Source organism: Actinomycetota bacterium, from assembly GCA_035697485.1.
In the GTDB taxonomy this organism is placed as follows: Bacteria; Actinomycetota; UBA4738; order UBA4738; family HRBIN12; genus JAOUEA01.
This window is the reverse complement of record DASSCU010000005.1, coordinates 127,405-146,248: the sequence shown is the minus strand read 5'-3', so window position 1 is coordinate 146,248 and position 18,844 is coordinate 127,405. Positions and strand designations below refer to the sequence as shown.

Genomic DNA, 18,844 nt, shown 5'->3' with positions numbered 1-18,844 from the left:
CATGCTCGAGCTCCTCGACCTGCGTGAGCGGGGCGAGCGTCTCGACGCCACTCGTCTCGAGACCGACCCCACCGTGGCCGACACGGTCAGCGGTATCCTCCAGCGCGTCTTCGTCGAGGGCGACGACGTCCTGATCGAGCTTGCGCACCGCTTCGACGGTGCCGACCTCAGCGGCACCGGCGTGCTCGTCACCGACGCCGAGTTCGAGGCGGCGGCGGCGGACATCGACCCGCAGCTCAGGGCCGCCCTCGAGGACCTGATCGAACGTCTGAAGGATCTGGCCGTCCGTCAACTCCCGCGCGGATGGTGGGACGAACGCGACGGCGTGCGGTTCGGCGAGATCGTCCGCCCGCTCCAGTCGGTCGGCTGCTACGTGCCGGGCGGACGAGCGGTCTATCCGTCGTCGGTCTGCATGACCGTCGTACCGGCCGTGGTCGCCGGTGTCGACGAGATCGTGCTCTGCACTCCGCCGCAGTCCGACGGCTCGATCCCGTCGTCGGTGCTCTACGCCGCGCGGAGGGCCGGCGCGCACTACGTGGCGAAGACCGGCGGCGCCCAGGCCGTCGCGGCCATGGCCTACGGCACAGAGTCGATCCCGAAGGTCGACCGCATCGTGGGCCCCGGCAACGCCTACGTCACCGAGGCCAAGCGCCAGGTCGCCGGAAGCGTCGGGATCGACGGGCTCGCCGGACCCTCGGAGCTCGCGATCGTGGCCGACGGCCACGTCGACACCGACATGGCTGCGCTCGACCTGATCGCACAGGCCGAACACGACCCCGAGGCGCGCACGTTCTTCATCACCCCCGACCCCGACCTCGTCGACCGCGTGGCGAAGGCGCTCGACACGGCGCTCGAGGATGCGGGCCGTCGCGAGATCGTCGATGCCGCCCTCGACTACACGAAGGCGGTGATCGTCCGCGACCTCGACCAGGCGGCCGAGGTGGTGAACGACCTCGCCTCGGAGCACGTGCAGCTGCTGCTGCCCGAGCCCGAGGCCTTCCTGCCCAAGGTGCGGAACGCGGGTGCGATCTTCCTCGGCCGCTGGACGGCGGTGCCGTTCGGCGACTACGGGGTGGCGTCGAACCACGTGCTGCCCACCGCCGGCACCGCTCGCTTCTCGAGCGGGCTGCGCGCTTCGGACTACGTGACGGTGAGCTCCGTGGTCGAACTCGACGAGCGGAGCGCGGCACGGTTCGCTCCCGGTACCTCGGCGATCGCGAACGCCGAGGGGCTCGTCGGTCACGCGAAGGCGATGGACGCGCGCGCGAGCCGCGCCGAGGTCGTCGAGTCGTGACCCCCGCCGCCGAACCCCGACCCGGCGTGCGCGACGTTGAGCCCTACGTCTCGCCCCAACTCGACGTCGCCGCGCGGCTCAACACCAACGAGTGCCCGCACCCGCTTCCGGAAGGGTTCTTCACCCAACTCGCCGAGGCCGTCCGCGACCTCCCGCTGCATCGCTACCCCGACGGACAGATGACCCGCCTGCGCGAGGAGCTCGCAGCTCACCACGGTCACACGCTCGAGGGCACGTGGACGGCTAACGGCTCGAACGAGGTGCTGACCGAGCTGCTGCTGGCCTACGGGGGCCCCGGGCGGACCGCCGTGGTGTTCGAGCCCACTTACCTACTGCACTCGAGGCTGTCGTGGCTCACGCACACCGGGGTGATCCCGCTCGAGCTCGAGCAGCCGTTCGCGATCGACGACCACACGATCGCCGGGGCGCTCGAGCTCGACCCCGACGTCGTCTTCGTCTGCTCGCCCAACAACCCGACCGGCAACGCCCAACCACTCGAGGCGGTGACCTCGCTCGCCGAGCGCACCAGCGCGCTCGTGATCGTGGACGAGGCCTACATCGAGTTCGGCGGCGAGAGCGCCCTCAAGCTCGTCGCCGACCACCCGAACGTCGCCGTCGTGCGCACGTTCTCGAAGGCGTTCGCGATGGCGGGCGCCCGGCTCGGATACGTGCTCACGAGCCCCGAGGTCGTCGCCGACCTGCAGCGGGTGCGGCTGCCGTACCACATGTCGGCGCTCGGCCAGGCCGCGGGGATCGTGGCCCTGCGCCACACGACCGAGGCGCTGTCGTTGCTGGACTCGATCCGGGCGCAGCGCGATCGCCTCGTTCGCGAGCTCGGCGAGGTGCCCGGGCTGACCGTCTTCCCCAGCGACGCGAACTTCGTCCTGTTCGTACCCCCGACGCCCCACGACGCGACGCAGATCTGGCAGGGCTTGCTCGACCGCGGGGTGCTCGTGCGGGACCTGACGGCGGTCATTCCCAACGCGCTGCGCGTCACGGCGGGCGCCGAGCACGAGGTCGACCTGTTCCTGTCCGCTTTGCAGGAGGTGTTGTCAGCTTGAGCCGCACCGCGAGCGTCGGCCGCACGACGAAGGAGACCGACATCGCGGTCGAACTGAACCTCGACGGATCGGGCTCGTCCAGCGCCGACACGGGTATCCCGTTCTTCGACCACATGTTGCAGCAGCTGGGCAAGCACGCAGGTTGGGACCTCGATGTCACGTGCAAGGGCGACCTGCAGGTCGACGGGCACCACACCGTGGAAGATTGCGGCATCGCGATCGGCACCGCGCTCGCCGAGGCGCTCGGTGACAAGGCCGGCATCCGCCGGTTCGCGAGCATCACCGTGCCGCTCGACGAGGCGGCGGTCGAGGTGGCCCTGGATCTGGCCGGCCGGAACTTCGTCGTGCACGAGGTGCCCGTGCCCTACGAGACGATCGACGGCTTCGACACCGGCCTGCTCGAAGACTTCGTGCGCGCGTTCGCCCAGGCCTCGAACATGACGATCCACGTGCACCTTCGGTACGGCAGGTCGCCCCATCACATCTGTGAGGCGCAGTTCAAGGCGATGGCCAGGGCACTCGGCGACGCCTGCAGCCTCTCAGGACCGGGTGGCGTGCCCTCCACCAAGGGAACGCTCTGATCAGAGGACCTCGATGACCCACACGATCGCCGTGGTCGACTACGGCTCCGGCAACCTGCACTCGGTCTCGCGCGCGATCGCGCGCGTGGGCGGCAGCGCGCTCGTGACGCGCGACGCCGACGAGATCGCGGGGGCCGACGCGCTCGTGATCCCCGGCGTCGGGCACTTCGGCGCCTGCATGCGAGCGATCTGTCACCACGGCATGGACCGGGCGATCTCGGACTTCCGGTCGAGCGGACGCCCCGTCTTCGGCGTGTGCGTGGGCATGCAGGTGCTCTTCGAGGGCAGCGACGAGGACCCCGAGCCCGGCCTGGCGGTGCTGCCCGGACGGGTGGGGCGGCTCGACGACGACGTGAAGGTGCCCCACATGGGCTGGAACACGACGACCTGGAGGGCGCCACACCCGTACCTCGACGGGCTCCCGGACGGCACGCGCTTCTACTTCGTGCACTCGTACGCGCCGCCGGTCGGCGATCGCACCGTCGCGACCACGTCGTACGGCGTCGAGTTCTCGGCAGCCGTCGCGAGCGGCAACGTCTTCGCGACGCAGTTCCACCCGGAGAAGTCCGGCGACGCCGGCCTGCACGTGTACGAGCGTTTCGTGGGGTCCCTCGCATGATCGTGATCCCCGCGATCGACCTGCGCGGCGGGCGGGCGGTTCGCCTGATGCAGGGCGACCCGGACGCAGAGACGACCTACGCGGCCGATCCGGTCGAGGTCGCGGTTCGGTTCCAAGAGGAAGGCGCGCGGCGGCTGCACGTCGTGGACCTCGACGCGGCGCTCGGGGACGGGCACAACCACGAACGTGTCGAGGCGATCTGCCGGGCCGTGCAGGTGCCCGTGCAGGTCGGGGGGGGCATCCGGTCCAACGACGACATCGTCGCGCTGCTCGAAGCGGGCGCGAAGCGCGTGATCCTCGGCACCGCTGCGGCGGCCGACCCGGCGTTCGTCCGGCGGGCGGTAGAGGAACACGCCGAAGCGATCGTCGTGGCGGTCGACGTCCGTGGTGGCCACGTCATGGTACGGGGCTGGCAAGAGGAGGGCCCCGCCCTCGACGATGCCCTGCCCGCGCTCGACGAGGCGGGGGCGCCCCGCTATCTGGTGACCTCCATCGCGCGCGACGGCACCCTCAAGGGGCCTGACACGAAGCTCTACGAGCACATGCTGAAGCTGACCGAGACCCCGCTGATCGCGAGCGGCGGCGTCCGCGACGCTGACGACGTGTGGGCGCTCCGCGAGCTCGGGTGCGAGGCGGTCGTGACCGGCAAGGCGCTCTACGAGAAGACCCTGAAGCTTGCCCAGGTGATCAGGGGGTGATCCGGCCGTGACCCTCGCCAAGCGCATCATGCCGTGCCTCGACGTCGACGCGGGTCGGGTCGTGAAGGGCACGCGGTTCCAGGAGCTTCGCGACGCCGGCGATCCGGTCGAGCTCGCCGCGCACTACGACCGGGAGGGCGGCGACGAGCTGGTCTTCCTCGACATCACCGCGACGGTCGAGGGACGGGCCGCCACGCTCGACGTGATCGCCCGCACCGCGGAGCAGGTCTTCATCCCGCTCACGGTCGGGGGAGGCGTGAAGCGAGACGACGACGCGCATGAACTGCTGCGCGCCGGCGCCGACAAGGTCGCCGTGAACTCCGCGGCGGTGCGCGACCCCTCGCTGCTGCAGCGCTGCGCGGATCGGTTCGGCGCGCAGTGCATGGTGATCGCGATCGACGCGAAGCGGCGATCCGACGACGACGGCTGGGAGGTCTTCGTCGATGCCGGCCGCACGCCGACCGGGCGCGACGCGATCGAATGGGCCGTGGAGGCGACCACGCGACGCGGTGCCGGCGAGGTACTGCTCACCTCGATGGATCGCGACGGCACCGGTGAGGGGTACGACCTCGACCTGTTGCGGGCGATCGCCGACGAGGTGCGGGTCCCGGTCGTCGCGAGCGGGGGCGCGGGACACCTCGACCACTTCGCCGAGGCGCTCACCGAGGGACACGCCGACGCGGTGCTCGCGGCAAGCCGGTTGCATTTCGGCCAGCTCACGATCCGCGAGATCAAGGAGTACCTGCGCGACAAGGACGTCGAGGTGCGGCTGTGAGCGATCCCGCTCGCCCGACCGGACGGGCGGACCTCGACCGTTCGCCCGTCGACCTCGACTCGTTGCGCTACGACGAGCGGGGCCTGATCCCGGTGATCGTGCAGGACGCCGGCAGCGGAGAGGTGCTGATGATGGCCTGGGCGAACCACGAGGCCCTCGCGCGGACGCTCGCCGAGGGTCGCATGGTGTACTGGTCGCGCTCGCGACGGGAGCTGTGGCGCAAGGGCGACACGAGCGGTCACGTGCAGCACTGGCAGGAGCTCCGGGTCGACTGCGACGGCGACGTGATCGTCGCGCGCATCCACCAAGAGGGTGCGGCGTGCCACACCGGCGAGCGGAGCTGCTTCTTCCGCTCGCTCGGCTCTTCCGAAGGCTGATCGGCGGCCGGTAGACTCCGACGCCCATGCTGAAGCTCGTGATCCCGAAGGGCTCGCTCGAGGAGCAGACCCTGCGCCTGTTCGAGGCCGCGGACCTCACGGTGCGCCGCTCCTCGAGCCGCGACTACCACGGCAGCGTCGACGACGACCGCATCGAACGCGTCAGCGTGCTGCGCCCGCAGGAGATCCCGACCTACGTGGCCGATGGTCTGTTCGACCTCGGCATCACCGGGCAGGACTGGATCGCCGAGACCGGCAGCGACGTCGAGGTGCTCACGAGGCTGAGCTACGCGAAGACGGGGACCGGCCACGGCACGAAGATCGTGCTCGCGGTGCCGAACGAGCACCCCGCGAACAGCGCGAAGGAGATGCCCCCCGGCTCGCGCATCTCGACCGAGTTCGTGCACCTCGCGGAGCGACACTTCGCCGGGCTCGGCATCCCGGTGAAGGTCGCGTGGAGCTACGGTGCCACCGAGGCGAAGGTACCCGAGATCGTCGATGCCATCGTGGACGTCACGGAGACGGGCAGCACCTTGCGGGCACACGGCATGAAGATCATCGAGACCCTGCTCACGTCCGACCCCGTGCTCGTCGCCAACAGAGCCGCCGCAGCCGATCCGGCGAAGCGCGCCGCGATGGACGACATCACCACGTTGTTGCTCGGCGCGCTGGCGGCCGAGGGCCGAGTGCTGATCAAGCTCAACGTGGCCGAGGGCGCCCGCGACGCGGTGCTCGCGGTGGTGCCGTCGATGAAGGCTCCGACCGTGTCGCCGCTGGCCGACGGCGGGTACGCGATCGAGACGGTCGTCGACAAGCGTGGCGTGAACCGGCTGATCCCGGAGCTGAAGGCCGCCGGGGCCACCGACATCCTCGAGCTCCCGATCTCCAAGATCGTTCCCTGACGGCTTCCGAGCGCTCGACCCCCTTCTCGTCTCGCACGGGTTGACATCGGACAGCCATGACGTCATGATGACGTCATGCCGACAAGCTGCAGACGTCAGGAGGACGCCATGATGGATCCAACACTGCGCACCGAACTCATACGCTTCCGCATGGAGCATCTGAGGCTGGCCGCGGAGCATCATCGATCGAAGCGCACAGGCGCCGGGCCCCGCCGGCCGAGCCCGTGGACCGACCGACGGGAGCGCTGAAGTGGAGACCGCGCCGTTCCTCGATGCGGTCGAGGCCGACCTCGAGTCGGTGACGTCGGGCGACGACCAGGCGTCGATGGCGGCCGGTCGCCTCGCGGCCGTACTCCGATCGTCGCTGCAGCTCCGCCTGTTCGATGCCCTGGGTCAGGCGGCGCTCGAGCTGAGCGACCAGATGGGGGCGGGGCACGTCGAGGTGCGCCTGGCGGGGCGGGACGTCGAGCTCGTGTACGTGTCCGACGAGTCGCTCCCCGACGCGGCGCTCGACGCGGACGACGGCGACACGAGCCGGCTCACGCTTCGCATGCCGGCGTCGCTGAAGTCGAGGGTGGAAGCGGCGGCGGTTCGGGATGGCCGGTCGACGAACGCATGGCTCGTCGCCGCCGTGACGAAGGCGCTCGACCACCGCGGTCGCCGCGCGGTCGGCAGCCGCCTGACCGGATTCGGGCAGGGCTAGGACGAACACGAGGAGGCAACGATGGCATCGATGACGTACGCCGTGACCGGGATCCTGCAGCTGCGCGTCCGTATGCGCTCGGGCGACGTGCGCATCGAGCGTGCGACCGACGACCGCGCGACCGTGACGATCGCGGGCGCGCGCGACCCCGGCGAGGTCTCGATCGAACACGACGCGGCGGAACGCGGCACCCGCCTCGAGGTCACCCAACGCAAGGACGGATGGGGGTTCCGCGGTCGCACCGTCGATGCGACGATCGCGGTGCCCGTCGGCGCGACGGTCGACGTCGGGACCAGCTCGGGCGACGTGCGCGTCGAGGTCGAGGTGGCGAACGCGCACGTGCAGTCGGGTTCGGGCGACGTGTTCGTCGAGCGGGTCACGGAAGACGCGCGAGTGCGCAGCGCGAGCGGCGACGTGCAGATCGACGAGGTGGGCGGCGACCTGACCGTCACGACCGCCTCGGGGGACATCACCGTCGGCTCGGTCGGTGGGCATCTCGAGACGAGGACCGCCTCCGGTGACGTCGAGGTCGCGGCCACGACCGGCTCCACACGCATGGCCTCGGGGTCGGGGGACATCTCGATCGCTTCGGCAGGATCGACCGTGTGGCTGCGGACCGTCTCGGGCGACATCGCCGTCGGGGTGCCGATGGGGATGCGCGTCTGGTTCGACGTCTCGTCGACCTCGGGAGATGCGGTCTCGGAGCTGGACGTCGGTGCCGAAGGCGACGCCGGCGCCGACTTCGAGATCGTGGCGACCAGCGTGAGCGGCGACATCCGGATCCGTCGAGCGCCGGAGCGGGCCGTGTCGACGGCCTGAGCGATCCGGAGGGCGTACCGGGTGCCTTGACCTGCACCGCGTCTCGCCCATACCCTCGCCGGGCAGCCCACCGGGGAGGGGTGTACGAGATGCAGGGCAGACGGGTCCGCAGCCTCGCGTCGATCGCGGCCGGGCTCGTGGTGCTCGCGCACGGACTTCCCGCGCAGGCAGCGGCGGGCCAGCTCGACCGCTCGTTCTCGAACGACGGACGCGCCACCGCGTTCCCAAAGGGCGCCACGGGGTTCGGGGTCGCGATCGACGGCAAGGGACGCATCCTCGTCGCCGGGTACACCCTCGACGACGACACCGACTTCGCGCTCGCCCGCTTCCGTCTCGACGGCACCCTCGATCGGAACTTCGGCGGCGGCGACGGGCGGGTCACCACCGACCTCGGGGGCACCGACTACGGGTTCGACGTCGCGATCGGGTCGAACGGGCGCATCGTGGTGGCCGGACAACGCGTGCGCCCGTCGGGCAGCCTCATGGCGGTCGCCGTCTACGGGCCGCGCGGCGTGCTCGACAGCGACTTCTCCGAGGACGGGATCACGTTCGTCGACTTCGGCAAGGAGCTCCAGGGCGCGAACGCCGTGGCGGTCGGCGCGAACGACAAGATCGTCATCGGCGGGTCGACATCCAACGGCGAGACGAGCCGTTGGGCGCTCGCCCGCCTGCGTCCGAAAGGCCCGCGAGACCGCGACTTCGGTGGCGACGGCCGCGTGACGGTCGACCTCACGGCGAGCGACGAGCAGATCAACGACCTGGCGATCGCCGCCGGAGGCAAGGTCGTCGCGGTCGGCTCGGCCGAATCCGGACTCTCTCCCCGCATCGCGATCGCGCGGTTCCTGATCGGGGGGACGCTCGACCGCGAATTCGGCAAGCGCGGTGTGAAGATCACCGACGTCGCGAACGGGTCCGACACCGCGTACGGGCTCGCCGAGCAGCCCGACGAGAAGCTCGTGGTCGTCGGCCACGCCGCGAACGGCGGCAAGGCCGATTGGGGGGTGCTGCGCTACGGCCAGAACGGGCGGCTCGACGACACCTTCCACGGCGACGGGGTCCGCATCCTGGCGTTCGGATCGGACTACGAGTTCGCGCAGTCTGTCGCGGTACAACCCAACGGGCGCATCGTGGTGGTCGGGCGCATCAGGCGGTCCGGCAAGGACCACTTCGGCATCGTGCGCCTGAAGTCCAACGGCTCCTACGATCAGGGCTTCTCGAAGGACGGCCGGGTGATCGTCGACTTCGCCGGCGGGAGCGACACCGCTCGAGACGTGGCCCTCCAGGACAACGGCCGGATCGTCGTCGCGGGTGAAGCCTTCGACCGAGGGCGTCGTCGGTTCGCGGTCACCCGCTTGTTGGGCTCGTGACCTGCGCAGGCCACGGCGACTCCAAGCCCGCGTTTGACACCCCCCCGGGGCCATGTGGCACAATCCACGTAGATGTTTGAATCAGCATTCAACAACGTATCGAGCGCGTAGGGGCGCTCGTGGACGCGATCCGCGTCCGTGCGCGCCAGGGGGACCTCTCGTCGAACGGGGGGTCCTTTCGTTTCCGGGGTAGGCGAACGCGACAAGGGGGTCATCGAGATGGGCGAGACGATCGAGGAACGCATCGCACGAGAGGCCGACGCGCTCGAGCGTGAGTGGGAGATTGCGCCGAGGTGGCGCGGCGTCGAGCGCCACTACTCCGCCGAGGACGTGATCAGTCTGCGGGGCTCGTTCCCGGTCGAGCAGACGATCGCCCGACGGGGCGCCGAGCGTCTGTGGGAACTGGTGACCGAGACCGAGTACGTGAACGCTCTGGGGGCGATGACGGGCGGCCAGGCCGTCGAGATGGTCAAGGCGGGCTTGCAGGCGATCTACCTGAGCGGATGGCAGGTCGCCGCCGACGCCAACCTCGCCGGGCAGACGTACCCCGACCAGTCGCTGTACCCGGCGAATTCGGTTCCGGCGGTCGTGCGTCGCATCAACAACGCGCTGCGCCGGGCCGACCAGATCGCGTGGAGCGAAGGTGCCGAGACCCGCTCGATGGTGCCGATCCTGGCCGATGCCGAGGCGGGGTTCGGTGGCGCCCTCAACGCCTTCGAGTTGATGCGGGCGATGATCGAGGCCGGCGCCGCCGGCGTGCACTACGAGGACCAGCTCGCGAGCGAGAAGAAGTGCGGGCACCTGGGGGGCAAGGTGCTGGTGCCGACGGATCAGTTCATCCGCACGCTCACCGCCGCCCGGCTGGCCGCCGACGTGGCCGGCGTGCCGACGTTGGTGGTCGCCCGCACCGACGCCCTCGGCGCGACGCTGCTCACGAGCGACATCGACCCGCGCGATCGGCGGTTCGTGAAGGGTGAGCGCACCCACGAGGGGTTCCACCAGGTGACGAACGGCATGGAGGCCGCGATCGCACGGGCCCAGGCCTACGCGCCCTTCGCCGACATGATCTGGTGCGAGACCTCGACGCCGGACCTCGAGGAGGCGCGGGCGTTCGCCGAAGGCATCCACGCGATGTACCCCGAGAAGCTGCTCGCCTACAACTGCAGTCCGTCGTTCAACTGGAAGCAGCACCTCGACGACTCGACGATCGCGCGGTTCCAGAAGGAGCTCGCAGCGATGGGCTACCGGTTCCAGTTCATCACGCTCGCCGGATTCCACGCGCTGAACGCCAGCATGTTCGAGCTGGCGCGCGGCTACGCCACCGAAGGCATGAGCGCGTACGTGCGACTGCAGGAGCGCGAGTTCGCGATGGAGGCCGAGGGCTACACCGCCACGCGGCACCAGGCCGAGGTGGGGACCGGCTACTTCGACAGGGTCTCGACCGTGATCAGCGGCGGCAGCTCTTCGACGCTCGCGCTCAAGGGCTCGACCGAGGAGGCGCAGTTCCAGGAGTGAGCGGTTCCGGCCCGTTGCGGCGGCGCATCGATCGCTCCGGCGCCGGGTGACGTCCGCGATCCACCGGTCTTCCCGCGCGCCCACGCGTATCCTGAACGCCCCGATCAGGTGGAGCGATGAGCGAACGGACGAGCCAGCGACCGCGAGCCCCCCTCGGGCGGAGGCTGTGGCGACCGCCGGAGAACAGGGAGTTCGTCCTCGGCCTCGTGCTCGCGGTGATCCTGCCCTGCGTCGCTGCCTGGATGGCGGTGGACCTGTACGTCTTCGATCACTTCCCCGGGGTGCCGTTCCTCGTCGCCACGGTGGGGGCCGCGCTGGTCGGGCGGCTCGGCGCCAGCCTGATCGCCACCTCCGCGTCGGGCGTCTTGGTCTCCGTGCTCGCGGTGAACCCGGAGACGGGTATCGGGGCGACCCGACCCCAGGATCTGATCGCGGTCGGCGTGTTCGTCGCGCTCTCGTTCATCGTCGCGTACTCCCTCGCGTTGAAGGAGGCGGCGCGTGATGAGGCGGATGACGCCCGGGTCGAGATCGAGACCCTCGCGCGCGCGCTCGCCGCCGAGCGGAACACCATGCACCAGATCCTCCAGCAGATGCCCAACGGGGTCATGGTCGCCGACGCGGCGGGGGCCATCACGATGCAGAACGCGCGATCGCGCGAGATCCTGGACTTCGAGTACCCGCTCGGCACCAGGATCGGTTCGCCTCACCTCGCGCTCCCATGGGTCGCGCGCCGGCCTGACGGCGGCGAGTACGAGCCGCGCGACTACCCGATGAGTCGATCGATCCGGACGGGAGCCGTCGTGATCGGGGAGCCGATGTCGATCGAACGGGGCGACGGCACGACCGTGATGATCGAGGTGGACTCCGCTCCGATCCGCAGGAGCGACGACGACTCGATCGCCGGGGCCGTCACGGTGTTCCAGGACGTCACGGAACGGATCGAGACGCAGGAGCGGCTCCTGCACCTGACGAAGCGTCTGCAGCAGATCCAGGCGGTCACCGACGCGACCCTCACCCAGCTGAACTTCGACGACCTCGCGGACCAGCTCCTGCACACGCTCCGGGAGATCCTCGGCACCGATTCGGCGACGCTGCTCCTGCTCGATCGCACGGGCACCGAGTTGATCGAGCACACGACCGTCGGCGTGGAGACCGACGGGCCGGCCGCGGCGGTCCCGATCGGACGAGGCATCGCCGGGAAGATCGCGAGCACCGTCTCGCCCCTCGTGATCGACGACGTCTCCACGTACGAGGTGGTCAGGCACTGGCTCACCGACATGATGTCGTCCCTGATGGGGGTGCCGCTCGTCTACCGGGGCCAGGTGCGCGGCGTGATCCACGTTGCCACGCACGAGCCTCGTCACTTCACCAGCGACGACGTCGAGCTGCTCGAGCTGGCCGCGAACCGCATCACCTCTGCCCTCGAACGCGCCTCGCTCCACGACAGTAGAGCGGCGATGTCTCGAGCCTTGCAACGGAGCCTGCTGCCGGCGACGATGCCCGACATCGACGGCGTGGAGCTCGCCGCTCTGTACCTGCCGTTCTCCCCGAACGACGAGGTCGGCGGCGACTTCTACGACGTCTTCCCGCACGGGGAGGGTACATGGGGCGTCGTGATCGGGGACGTCTCGGGGAAGGGGCCCGATGCCGCCGCCGTCATGGGGCTCGCCGCACACACGGTGCGAACGCTCGCTCGGTACGAGGAGCGACCGAGCGCCGTGCTCGGCGCCCTCAACAGCGAGCTGCTGCGGGCCGAGCGGGTCGCGACCGAGCGTTTCTGCACGGCGTGCGAGATGCGGCTGCATCCGGACGACGACCACCTGCGGGTCACGATCTGCCTGGCGGGGCATCCCATGCCGTTCGCGTTGCGCGCCGACGGGCGCGTCGAGCACGTGGGGGCCCCCGGCACGCTCCTCGGCACGTTCCAGGACCCGGAGCTGCACGACGTGGCGGTCGACCTGCGGCCGGGCGAGGTCATCGTCGCCTACACCGACGGACTCGTCGAGCGGCGCGGAGCGAACATCGACGACGGCGAGACCCGCCTCGCGGAGCTGCTCTCCACCTGCACCGGGCTATCCGCCCACGAGATCGTCGCCCGAGTCCAGCGTGCCCTGATCGAGCCGATCGCGCTCGACGACGACGTCGCCCTGGTCGTGATCAAGAAGCGCTGAGGAGCATCCCGGGTCCTCCATGGACGCGTTTGGATCACGGGTCGTCGGGGAACGCAGGACCCATGAGCGACCCATCCATCGGCCGTATCGGCGCCAGGCTGCGCCGACGGATCGTGACCGCCGTGATCGTCGGACCGCTCGTCGGCCTCGCGGTCGGCGCAGCGATCGCCGCCGCAGCCTTCGAGTCGAGGGAGCGGGGCAGCGTCATGGTGCTGGTCGCGGCCGTGATCGCGGGGACGCTCCTCGCCCTCCTGTGGGCCGGGTACTCCAGCCTCGAATCTCCCGACCCCGGTCATGAGCCGTCCGACACCGAACGCCCGATCGCCGACCGGGAGGGTCTGGTCCGCGAAGAGCTGGGTGACCCCGTGCCCTACGGCGAGCGTCGCCGTGCGACGACGCCCCAGGAGAGCTGAGCGACATGAGACGTCTGGTTTGCCTCGCCTGCGACGATCGCGTTCCCCTCGACGGCGACGAGGTGCGCTGTGACTGCACTCGATCCGTGGCCCACCGCGACGGGGATGGCTGGGCCTACACGGGTCCCGCGGTCGTCGCCCTGCCGCTGCGAGTGCACGAGCCCGAGCACCGCCGCATGAACGAGCGGCTCGTGGAAGTGCCCGACGACGCCCTCACCCACCGCGCACGACTGGAGCCCCTGCTGTGAGCGAGCCGATCGATCGGGTGTGCCCGGTCTGCCGAGAGGGCACGATGGTCGACATCGAGTACGACGCCGATCCCGCGAGCCGGGAGCCAGCCCAACGAGCCGACAGCCGCGAGGTGATCGAGTTCTCGTGCGGACATCTGGTCGTCGGCCCCTCGCTCGCCTCCGCCGACGAGGAGCGACTCGACGTCGAACGCAGGACGTCGGATCAGACCGTCGACCCCGAGCGCTAGCCGGGGCCGTCCAGAGGTGCCCGACGACGATCAGGCGGCGAGGGTCGCGCCCTCGTCACCGAGCAGATCGAGCACGGCCAGCTCCACGGCTTCCCTGGCCTCGTCGTCGTCGGCGGGGACCCGGCGGAGCGCCGGCGCCACGGTCCGCCCCTCTCGGAACCGGTCGAACACCCGGGGGTCGATGTAAGAGGCCCGGCAGACCGCAGGCGTGTTGCCCAGATGATCGGCGACGCGGCGCACGGTCGTCGCGATGCTGCGCTTCGCGGCGCGTCCGCCGTCACCCGCAGCCGGGACCCGTGCGATGTCGATCGCGGCGAGCACGGTCGCGTGCCAGGTTCGGAAATCCTTCGCGGAATGTTCCTCGCCCAGCAGCTCCTTGAGGTAGGCGTTGATGTCGGCCGAGCGCACGTCGCGCCAGCGCCGACCGTCGCGGTACGCGAGGAGCTCGTGTCCCCCGCTCCGGCGCTGCTTCAGCTGTTCGACCACGGGCGCAAGGAGCGGGTCGTCGATCCGGTGCACCTGCCGCACGCCGGCCTTCGCGACGTAGTCGAACGTGAGCACCGACCCCTCGACATGAACGTGGCTCTTGCGGATCGTCGCGAGCCCGAAGGAACCGTGGCGATCGGCGTACTCCTCCGAACCGATCCGGAACGTCGCTCGGTCGAGCAGGCGCACGGCGGCGGCCATCACGCGTTCCTTCGGGGCGCCGTCGAGCCCGAGGTCCCGCACGATTGTCTCGCGGAGAACGGGCAGCGCGCGGGCGAACGACTCGACCCGGCGGAACTTCGTAACGTCCTGTCGCACACGCCAGCTCGGGTGGTACCGGTACTGCCGACGGCCAGCGGCGTCGACGCCCACGGCCTGCAGGTGCCCCTGCGGATCGGCGCAGATCCACACATCCGTCCACGCGGGTGGGATCGCGAGTCCTCGGATGCGCGCAAGGACCTCCTCATCGCGCACGGGGCACCCCAGATCGTCCTCGTAGGAGAAGCCCGTCCCGCGGCGGCGCCTGGTGAGGCCCGGCGCAGACGGGTCGACTCGATGCAATCGTGGCACGGGAAGAGCTTGCCCACCTCGCCCTCCGACGAAACCCTTGCCGGCGAGCGCGCCTCAGGCGCTCGCCGCCCCCCGGAGCTTCTCGAGGGTCTGCGTCAGGATGCGTGACACGTGCATCTGGCTCACCCCGACGTCCTCCGCGATCTCACTCTGGGTCAGGCCTCGGAAGAACCGCAGGTAGAGGACGCGCCGATCGCGCGGGGAGAGCTCGGCCACCGCGGGAGCCAGCGACGACCACTCGTCGAGCAAGGCGATCGAGGGATCGTCCTCGCCGAGCGAATCGATCGGCGCCTGCCCCTCTTCCCCGACCGGCGTGTCGAGCGAGCTGGTCGAGTAGGCCTGGACCGCGTCCATCGCGTCGGCGATCTCGTCGATGCTGACCCCGAGGTGTTCGGCGAGCTCCGGGATCGTGGGTGACCGCCCGAGCGTCTGCGTCAGTTCCGGTAGCGCACGATTCACGCGAACGGCGAGCTCCTGTAGCCGACGCGGGACCCGCAGGGCCCATCCCTTGTCGCGGAAATGCCGCTTCAGCTCACCCACGATCGTGGCGGCCGCGTACGTCGAGAATTGAACCTCTCGCGACGGATCGAACCGGTCGACGGCGTTCAGTAGGCCGATCATCGCGACCTGCGTGAGGTCCTCGATCGACTCGCCCCGGCCGGCGAACCTGCGTGCCAGGTACTCCGCGAACGGCACGAATCTCGTCGCGATCTCGTCTCGGGCGGCCGGATCGGGCATCCGCGCGAACAGGGCTTCGACCTCCGCCTCGTCAGGACGGCCGCGGGTCGTTCCCGCGCGTGCGCTCGGATCGCGATCGGTCACCGTGCCACGGTCCGCAGACGGAGCTCGATCGCCGGGCTGCCGTTGACCTCCCGGACGTCGGCCTCGTCGGTCAGGCCCTCCAGCACCTGCCATGCGAGCCCTTCTCGCCGCGCGAGCTCCGGGGCGGCGGCAGCCCCCTCGACCCAGATCGTGAGGTGCAGGTCGGCATCGCTCGGCTGGAGGTCAACGCAGAGCCGGCTCCCCTCCGACCCGGAGGACAGCAGCAGGGCCGACGCTTCGGCGGCGGCGATCCGCAGGTCGTCCACGGCGTCGTATGCGAGCGCCAGCCTCGAGGCCACGCTCGCCACGACGGCACGCACCACCGCGATCGACGCGGGGTCGGCGGGAAGTCCTAGGTGCACGGTTGCGTCGAGGTGATCCACTCGTTCCTTCCTATACTGGTCGCCCGGCGGCACGACGTCCCGTCTGTGCCGATCGTCACGATAGAGGAGTTCTCCGTGGAGCCATCGTTCGAAACGCACACCCATGGAACATGGACCGTGGTGAACGTGCGGGGTGAGCTCGATCTGTCGACGTCGGCGGAGCTGCGAGCCGCGCTCGACGCAGCACTCGGGGAGGGCGCCCCGCGTGTCGCGGTCGACCTCACCGAGGTCTCCTTCATGGATTCGAGCAGCCTCGGGGTCCTGGTTTCGTGCCTGAAGGAGGCGCGCGAACGCGGCGGCGAGCTGCGGTTGGTGGGCGTGCAGGGCTCGCCGGCCAAGGTGATCGCGCTCACCGGACTCGACTCGGCGTTCACGATCGAGTCTTCGCTCGCCGACCTGCCGGCGTGACCGCGTCCGCAGAGCCTTCGTTTCGCGCGTCCCTCCGGGTTCCCTCCCACGAGGCGATGCTCGCCACCGTGCGCGCGTTCGTGGGCGGGTTCCTCGCCCGGTACGCGGACGCCGAGCGCATCGACGACGTCCGTGTGGCGGTCGGCGAGGCGTGTGGCCGCATGCGCGGCGACGACACCATCGTGTCGATCGAGGTCGACCAGGCCCGATGCACGCTGACCTGCGAGGGCGTTGCCCCGCCCGGTGAGGACGACGAGGACGCGATGCGGGCGCAGCTCCTCGAGGCGCTCGCCGACGACATCGAGTGGCTCCGCGACGACGCCGTGCGCTTCCGCATGTCGTTGTCCGTCTGAGGCGGACGAAGAACGGGCCGTGGTCGCCCCACGGATGGTTTGGAACGAGCCCATTCTCGGTAACGAACTGTCGACGTCGACGACTCGGAGGTGGATCCGGTGAACGCGTCCTCCGTGATCCATCTGGAGGCGACCCCCGCGGCGGTCGGGCTCGCCCGGCAGCAGATCGACCGGCTGGCGGACCGGCTCTCCCCCGAGGTGCTCGAGGATGCCCGGCTCATGGTGAGTGAGCTGGTCACGAACGGCCTGCGTCACGGCGCTATCGAGTCGGGCCAGCGGATCGAGCTCTCGGTCGCCCTCGTCGCCGGCCTCCTCAGGGTGGAGGTGTGCGACCCGGGTCCCGGATTCACCCCCGAGGCACGCACGACCGACTCGCCGGACGGAACGGGATGGGGGCTCTTCCTCGTCTCGCGACTGGCCGACCGCTGGGGGGTGCATCACGACGGCGCCAATCGTGTCTGGTTCGAACTCGCCGACGGCGACACCGGCCCGCCCGATCGCTGATCCCCACGTTTCGATCGTTCACCCCTCGGGTATCGGCCGTCCTGATTCCGCCCAGACAGGGAGGTCCATCCGATGAGCACGATGAGTCCCGAGCGCGCGCTGCGAGGCCGCATGGCGCCGGGCGACGCTCGGAGCAGCCAGGTGCACGAGACCGGTCGGGTCTGCGAGGAGCCGGCGTGCGAGACCGTGCTGTCGATCTACAACGCCACGGGCTGGTGCTGGCAGCACGAGCAACCACACGCCTACGTGCTTCAGGCGCCTCGGAAGCGCCGGAAGGACGCCAAGGACACTTCGCCGGACACGCCGGGACCGAGCCCGGAAGCCGGACCCGGCCCCAGACCGGGCCCCAGACCCGGCCCCAGACCCGGGAGGACGTCTTGAACTTCCTCGCCGACTCGAACGATCCCGGTTCCGCGAAGGGAGTGCGGCGGCCCCCCCTGCCGCACGCGCCGAGCCGGGGGCGGGGGCACGATCCGATGCCCCCACCCCGGCCGCCGGCGCCGCCGACTCCGCCACCACCCCCCCAGCCCACCCCGCAGCCGTCGCCCGTCCCGACCCCGCCGACGATCCACGCCGCCTGACGTCGTCCCCAGCGGGAGCGGGGATGGCCGACGTAGGATGCCGGGCGATGAACCCGGTCAAGGAAGCCCTCCTGTGGGCGTCGCAGAACCCCACGATGACCACCCGGCTTCCCCGCTTCCGGTTCGTGCAACGATCCGTCGCCAGGTTCATGCCCGGCGAATCAGCCGAGGAGGCCCTCGAGGCGGCCGAACGGCTGTTCCGCGACGCCGGCGTACCCGCGACGTTCACGCGCCTGGGCGAGAACACGACCGACCTCGGCCAGGCCGCGGAGGCGGCCGGAGATTACCTGCGGCTCCTGGACCGGATCGAGGATCTCGACCTCGACGCCGAGATCTCGGTGAAGCTCACGCAGCTCGGCTACGACCAGGATCCGGCGATCACGGCGACCCACGTCGAGCGTCTCGTCGATCGTTCCGCCGAGCTCGACCGCACCTGTTGGATCGACATCGAATCGACCCCCTACGTCGACGGGACACTCGACCTCTATGAGGCGGCGCTCCAGCGCTCGCCGAACGTCGGGTTGTGCCTGCAGGCGTACCTGCGCCGCACCTACGACGACATCCGGCGCCTGCTGCCCTCCGATCCTTCGATCAGACTCGTGAAGGGCGCGTATCGAGAGCCGAAGGACCTCGTCTTCTCCTCGAGAGGCTCGATCGACGAGAGCTACTTCCGGCTCGCGCAGCACCTCGTGCACGGCGGTGCCCGGCGGGTCGTGCTCGGCTCGCACGACACCGATCTCATCGCTCGCATCGAGGACGCGGTCGGCGGTCGAGACGCGTTCGAGATCGCGATGCTCTACGGCATCCGGGCCGACGAGCAGCGTCGCCTGGTCCGCGAGGGATACGAGGTCCGCACCCTCATCTCCTACGGCCCGTCCTGGTACCCGTGGTTCATGCGCCGCATCGCCGAGAAGCCCGTGGAGAACACCCTGCTGGCGCTCCGCAACCTCGTCTGAGCCTGCCA

Annotated in this window: 23 protein-coding genes; 20 read left to right on the top strand and 3 right to left on the bottom strand. The window is 70.2% G+C overall.

Annotated features, from left to right (window positions below; all coding sequences use genetic code 11):
• The first annotated feature begins 1 nt into the window (after window position 1).
• From hisD to VFI59_01070, 16 genes are all read left to right on the top strand, one after another.
• A complete protein-coding gene (gene hisD / locus VFI59_01145) occupies window positions 2-1,294 on the top strand; it encodes a histidinol dehydrogenase (protein HET6712308.1) in 1,293 nt (430 codons plus the stop codon).
• The gene (gene hisC, locus VFI59_01140) at window positions 1,291-2,355 is read left to right on the top strand and encodes a histidinol-phosphate transaminase (protein HET6712307.1); all 1,065 of its coding nucleotides are present in this window, start codon (window positions 1,291-1,293) and stop codon (window positions 2,353-2,355) included. The genes hisD and hisC overlap by 4 nt, the downstream gene beginning before the upstream one ends.
• Window positions 2,352-2,936 (top strand): imidazoleglycerol-phosphate dehydratase HisB, encoded by a 585-nt coding sequence (gene hisB / locus VFI59_01135; GenBank protein HET6712306.1) that lies wholly within the window; start codon window positions 2,352-2,354, stop codon window positions 2,934-2,936. The genes hisC and hisB overlap by 4 nt, the downstream gene beginning before the upstream one ends.
• 13 nt (window positions 2,937-2,949) lie before the next feature.
• On the top strand, window positions 2,950-3,555 hold the full coding sequence (hisH, locus tag VFI59_01130; protein ID HET6712305.1) for an imidazole glycerol phosphate synthase subunit HisH: 606 nt from the start codon (window positions 2,950-2,952) through the stop codon (window positions 3,553-3,555).
• On the top strand, window positions 3,552-4,253 hold the full coding sequence (gene hisA / locus VFI59_01125) for a 1-(5-phosphoribosyl)-5-[(5-phosphoribosylamino)methylideneamino]imidazole-4-carboxamide isomerase (protein HET6712304.1): 702 nt from the start codon (window positions 3,552-3,554) through the stop codon (window positions 4,251-4,253). The genes hisH and hisA overlap by 4 nt, the downstream gene beginning before the upstream one ends.
• 7 nt (window positions 4,254-4,260) lie before the next feature.
• Window positions 4,261-5,028, top strand: a complete 768-nt coding sequence (gene hisF, locus VFI59_01120) for an imidazole glycerol phosphate synthase subunit HisF (protein ID HET6712303.1) — start codon at window positions 4,261-4,263, stop codon at window positions 5,026-5,028.
• A 62-nt stretch (window positions 5,029-5,090) separates the two neighbouring features.
• Window positions 5,091-5,405, top strand: coding sequence for a phosphoribosyl-AMP cyclohydrolase (gene hisI, locus VFI59_01115; protein HET6712302.1), 315 nt, complete (start codon window positions 5,091-5,093; stop codon window positions 5,403-5,405).
• Window positions 5,406-5,431: 26 nt separating this feature from the next.
• Window positions 5,432-6,307 (top strand): ATP phosphoribosyltransferase, encoded by an 876-nt coding sequence (gene hisG / locus VFI59_01110; protein HET6712301.1) that lies wholly within the window; start codon window positions 5,432-5,434, stop codon window positions 6,305-6,307.
• A gap of 250 nt (window positions 6,308-6,557) precedes the next feature.
• Complete coding sequence (locus VFI59_01105) at window positions 6,558-7,010, top strand: histidine kinase (GenBank protein ID HET6712300.1); 453 nt, start codon at window positions 6,558-6,560, stop codon at window positions 7,008-7,010.
• Window positions 7,011-7,031: 21 nt separating this feature from the next.
• Window positions 7,032-7,829 carry a DUF4097 family beta strand repeat-containing protein gene (locus VFI59_01100; protein HET6712299.1) on the top strand — a complete coding sequence of 266 codons (798 nt, stop codon included), beginning with the start codon at window positions 7,032-7,034 and terminating at the stop codon, window positions 7,827-7,829.
• A gap of 89 nt (window positions 7,830-7,918) precedes the next feature.
• Window positions 7,919-9,196 (top strand): hypothetical protein, encoded by a 1,278-nt coding sequence (locus tag VFI59_01095; GenBank protein ID HET6712298.1) that lies wholly within the window; start codon window positions 7,919-7,921, stop codon window positions 9,194-9,196.
• 219 nt (window positions 9,197-9,415) lie between these two features.
• Window positions 9,416-10,711, top strand: a complete 1,296-nt coding sequence (aceA, locus tag VFI59_01090; protein HET6712297.1) for an isocitrate lyase — start codon at window positions 9,416-9,418, stop codon at window positions 10,709-10,711.
• A gap of 116 nt (window positions 10,712-10,827) precedes the next feature.
• Window positions 10,828-12,882, top strand: a complete 2,055-nt coding sequence (locus VFI59_01085; GenBank protein HET6712296.1) for a SpoIIE family protein phosphatase — start codon at window positions 10,828-10,830, stop codon at window positions 12,880-12,882.
• A gap of 62 nt (window positions 12,883-12,944) precedes the next feature.
• The gene (locus VFI59_01080; GenBank protein HET6712295.1) at window positions 12,945-13,295 is read left to right on the top strand and encodes a hypothetical protein; all 351 of its coding nucleotides are present in this window, start codon (window positions 12,945-12,947) and stop codon (window positions 13,293-13,295) included.
• A gap of 5 nt (window positions 13,296-13,300) precedes the next feature.
• The gene (locus VFI59_01075) at window positions 13,301-13,543 is read left to right on the top strand and encodes a hypothetical protein (protein ID HET6712294.1); all 243 of its coding nucleotides are present in this window, start codon (window positions 13,301-13,303) and stop codon (window positions 13,541-13,543) included.
• Entirely contained in the window at window positions 13,540-13,773 is a 234-nt protein-coding gene (locus VFI59_01070; GenBank protein HET6712293.1) for a hypothetical protein, read from the top strand. The genes VFI59_01075 and VFI59_01070 overlap by 4 nt, the downstream gene beginning before the upstream one ends.
• A 30-nt stretch (window positions 13,774-13,803) precedes the next feature.
• Here VFI59_01070 and VFI59_01065 read toward each other — a convergent pair whose 3' ends face one another.
• The 3 genes from VFI59_01065 to VFI59_01055 are packed head-to-tail and all read right to left on the bottom strand — an operon-like array spanning window position 13,804 to window position 16,034.
• Window positions 13,804-14,829 (bottom strand): DNA topoisomerase IB, encoded by a 1,026-nt coding sequence (locus VFI59_01065; protein HET6712292.1) that lies wholly within the window; start codon window positions 14,827-14,829, stop codon window positions 13,804-13,806.
• Between the two features lie 54 nt (window positions 14,830-14,883).
• The gene (locus VFI59_01060; GenBank protein ID HET6712291.1) at window positions 14,884-15,651 is read right to left on the bottom strand and encodes an RNA polymerase sigma factor SigF; all 768 of its coding nucleotides are present in this window, start codon (window positions 15,649-15,651) and stop codon (window positions 14,884-14,886) included.
• Window positions 15,648-16,034 (bottom strand): ATP-binding protein, encoded by a 387-nt coding sequence (locus VFI59_01055; GenBank protein ID HET6712290.1) that lies wholly within the window; start codon window positions 16,032-16,034, stop codon window positions 15,648-15,650. The genes VFI59_01060 and VFI59_01055 overlap by 4 nt, the downstream gene beginning before the upstream one ends.
• A 75-nt stretch (window positions 16,035-16,109) precedes the next feature.
• Here VFI59_01055 and VFI59_01050 point away from each other — a divergent pair, with 75 nt between their 5' ends.
• The 4 genes from VFI59_01050 (at window position 16,110) to VFI59_01035 (ending at window position 18,836) form a co-directional block, all read left to right on the top strand.
• Window positions 16,110-16,442: an STAS domain-containing protein gene (locus VFI59_01050; GenBank protein HET6712289.1), complete on the top strand. Its 333-nt coding sequence runs from the start codon at window positions 16,110-16,112 to the stop codon at window positions 16,440-16,442.
• A 68-nt stretch (window positions 16,443-16,510) separates the two neighbouring features.
• The gene (locus VFI59_01045; GenBank protein ID HET6712288.1) at window positions 16,511-16,795 is read left to right on the top strand and encodes a hypothetical protein; all 285 of its coding nucleotides are present in this window, start codon (window positions 16,511-16,513) and stop codon (window positions 16,793-16,795) included.
• A gap of 99 nt (window positions 16,796-16,894) precedes the next feature.
• Window positions 16,895-17,299, top strand: coding sequence for an ATP-binding protein (locus tag VFI59_01040; protein ID HET6712287.1), 405 nt, complete (start codon window positions 16,895-16,897; stop codon window positions 17,297-17,299).
• Window positions 17,300-17,927: 628 nt separating this feature from the next.
• Window positions 17,928-18,836 carry a proline dehydrogenase family protein gene (locus VFI59_01035; protein HET6712286.1) on the top strand — a complete coding sequence of 303 codons (909 nt, stop codon included), beginning with the start codon at window positions 17,928-17,930 and terminating at the stop codon, window positions 18,834-18,836.
• Window positions 18,837-18,844: the final 8 nt, after the last annotated feature.

Excerpts from the sequence above, each read along its gene's own strand:
- hisG (HET6712301.1), top strand. The coding sequence starts at position 5,432 with ATGCTGAAGCTCGTGATCCCGAAGGGCTCGCTCGAGGAGCAGACCCTG.
- aceA (HET6712297.1), top strand. The coding sequence starts at position 9,416 with ATGGGCGAGACGATCGAGGAACGCATCGCACGAGAGGCCGACGCGCTC.
- VFI59_01095 (HET6712298.1), top strand. The coding sequence starts at position 7,919 with ATGCAGGGCAGACGGGTCCGCAGCCTCGCGTCGATCGCGGCCGGGCTC.
- VFI59_01035 (HET6712286.1), top strand. The coding sequence starts at position 17,928 with ATGAACCCGGTCAAGGAAGCCCTCCTGTGGGCGTCGCAGAACCCCACG.
- VFI59_01080 (HET6712295.1), top strand. The coding sequence starts at position 12,945 with ATGAGCGACCCATCCATCGGCCGTATCGGCGCCAGGCTGCGCCGACGG.
- hisH (HET6712305.1), top strand. The coding sequence starts at position 2,950 with ATGACCCACACGATCGCCGTGGTCGACTACGGCTCCGGCAACCTGCAC.
- hisD (HET6712308.1), top strand. The coding sequence starts at position 2 with ATGCTCGAGCTCCTCGACCTGCGTGAGCGGGGCGAGCGTCTCGACGCC.
- hisA (HET6712304.1), top strand. The coding sequence starts at position 3,552 with ATGATCGTGATCCCCGCGATCGACCTGCGCGGCGGGCGGGCGGTTCGC.
- VFI59_01085 (HET6712296.1), top strand. The coding sequence starts at position 10,828 with ATGAGCGAACGGACGAGCCAGCGACCGCGAGCCCCCCTCGGGCGGAGG.
- VFI59_01100 (HET6712299.1), top strand. The coding sequence starts at position 7,032 with ATGGCATCGATGACGTACGCCGTGACCGGGATCCTGCAGCTGCGCGTC.
- VFI59_01075 (HET6712294.1), top strand. The coding sequence starts at position 13,301 with ATGAGACGTCTGGTTTGCCTCGCCTGCGACGATCGCGTTCCCCTCGAC.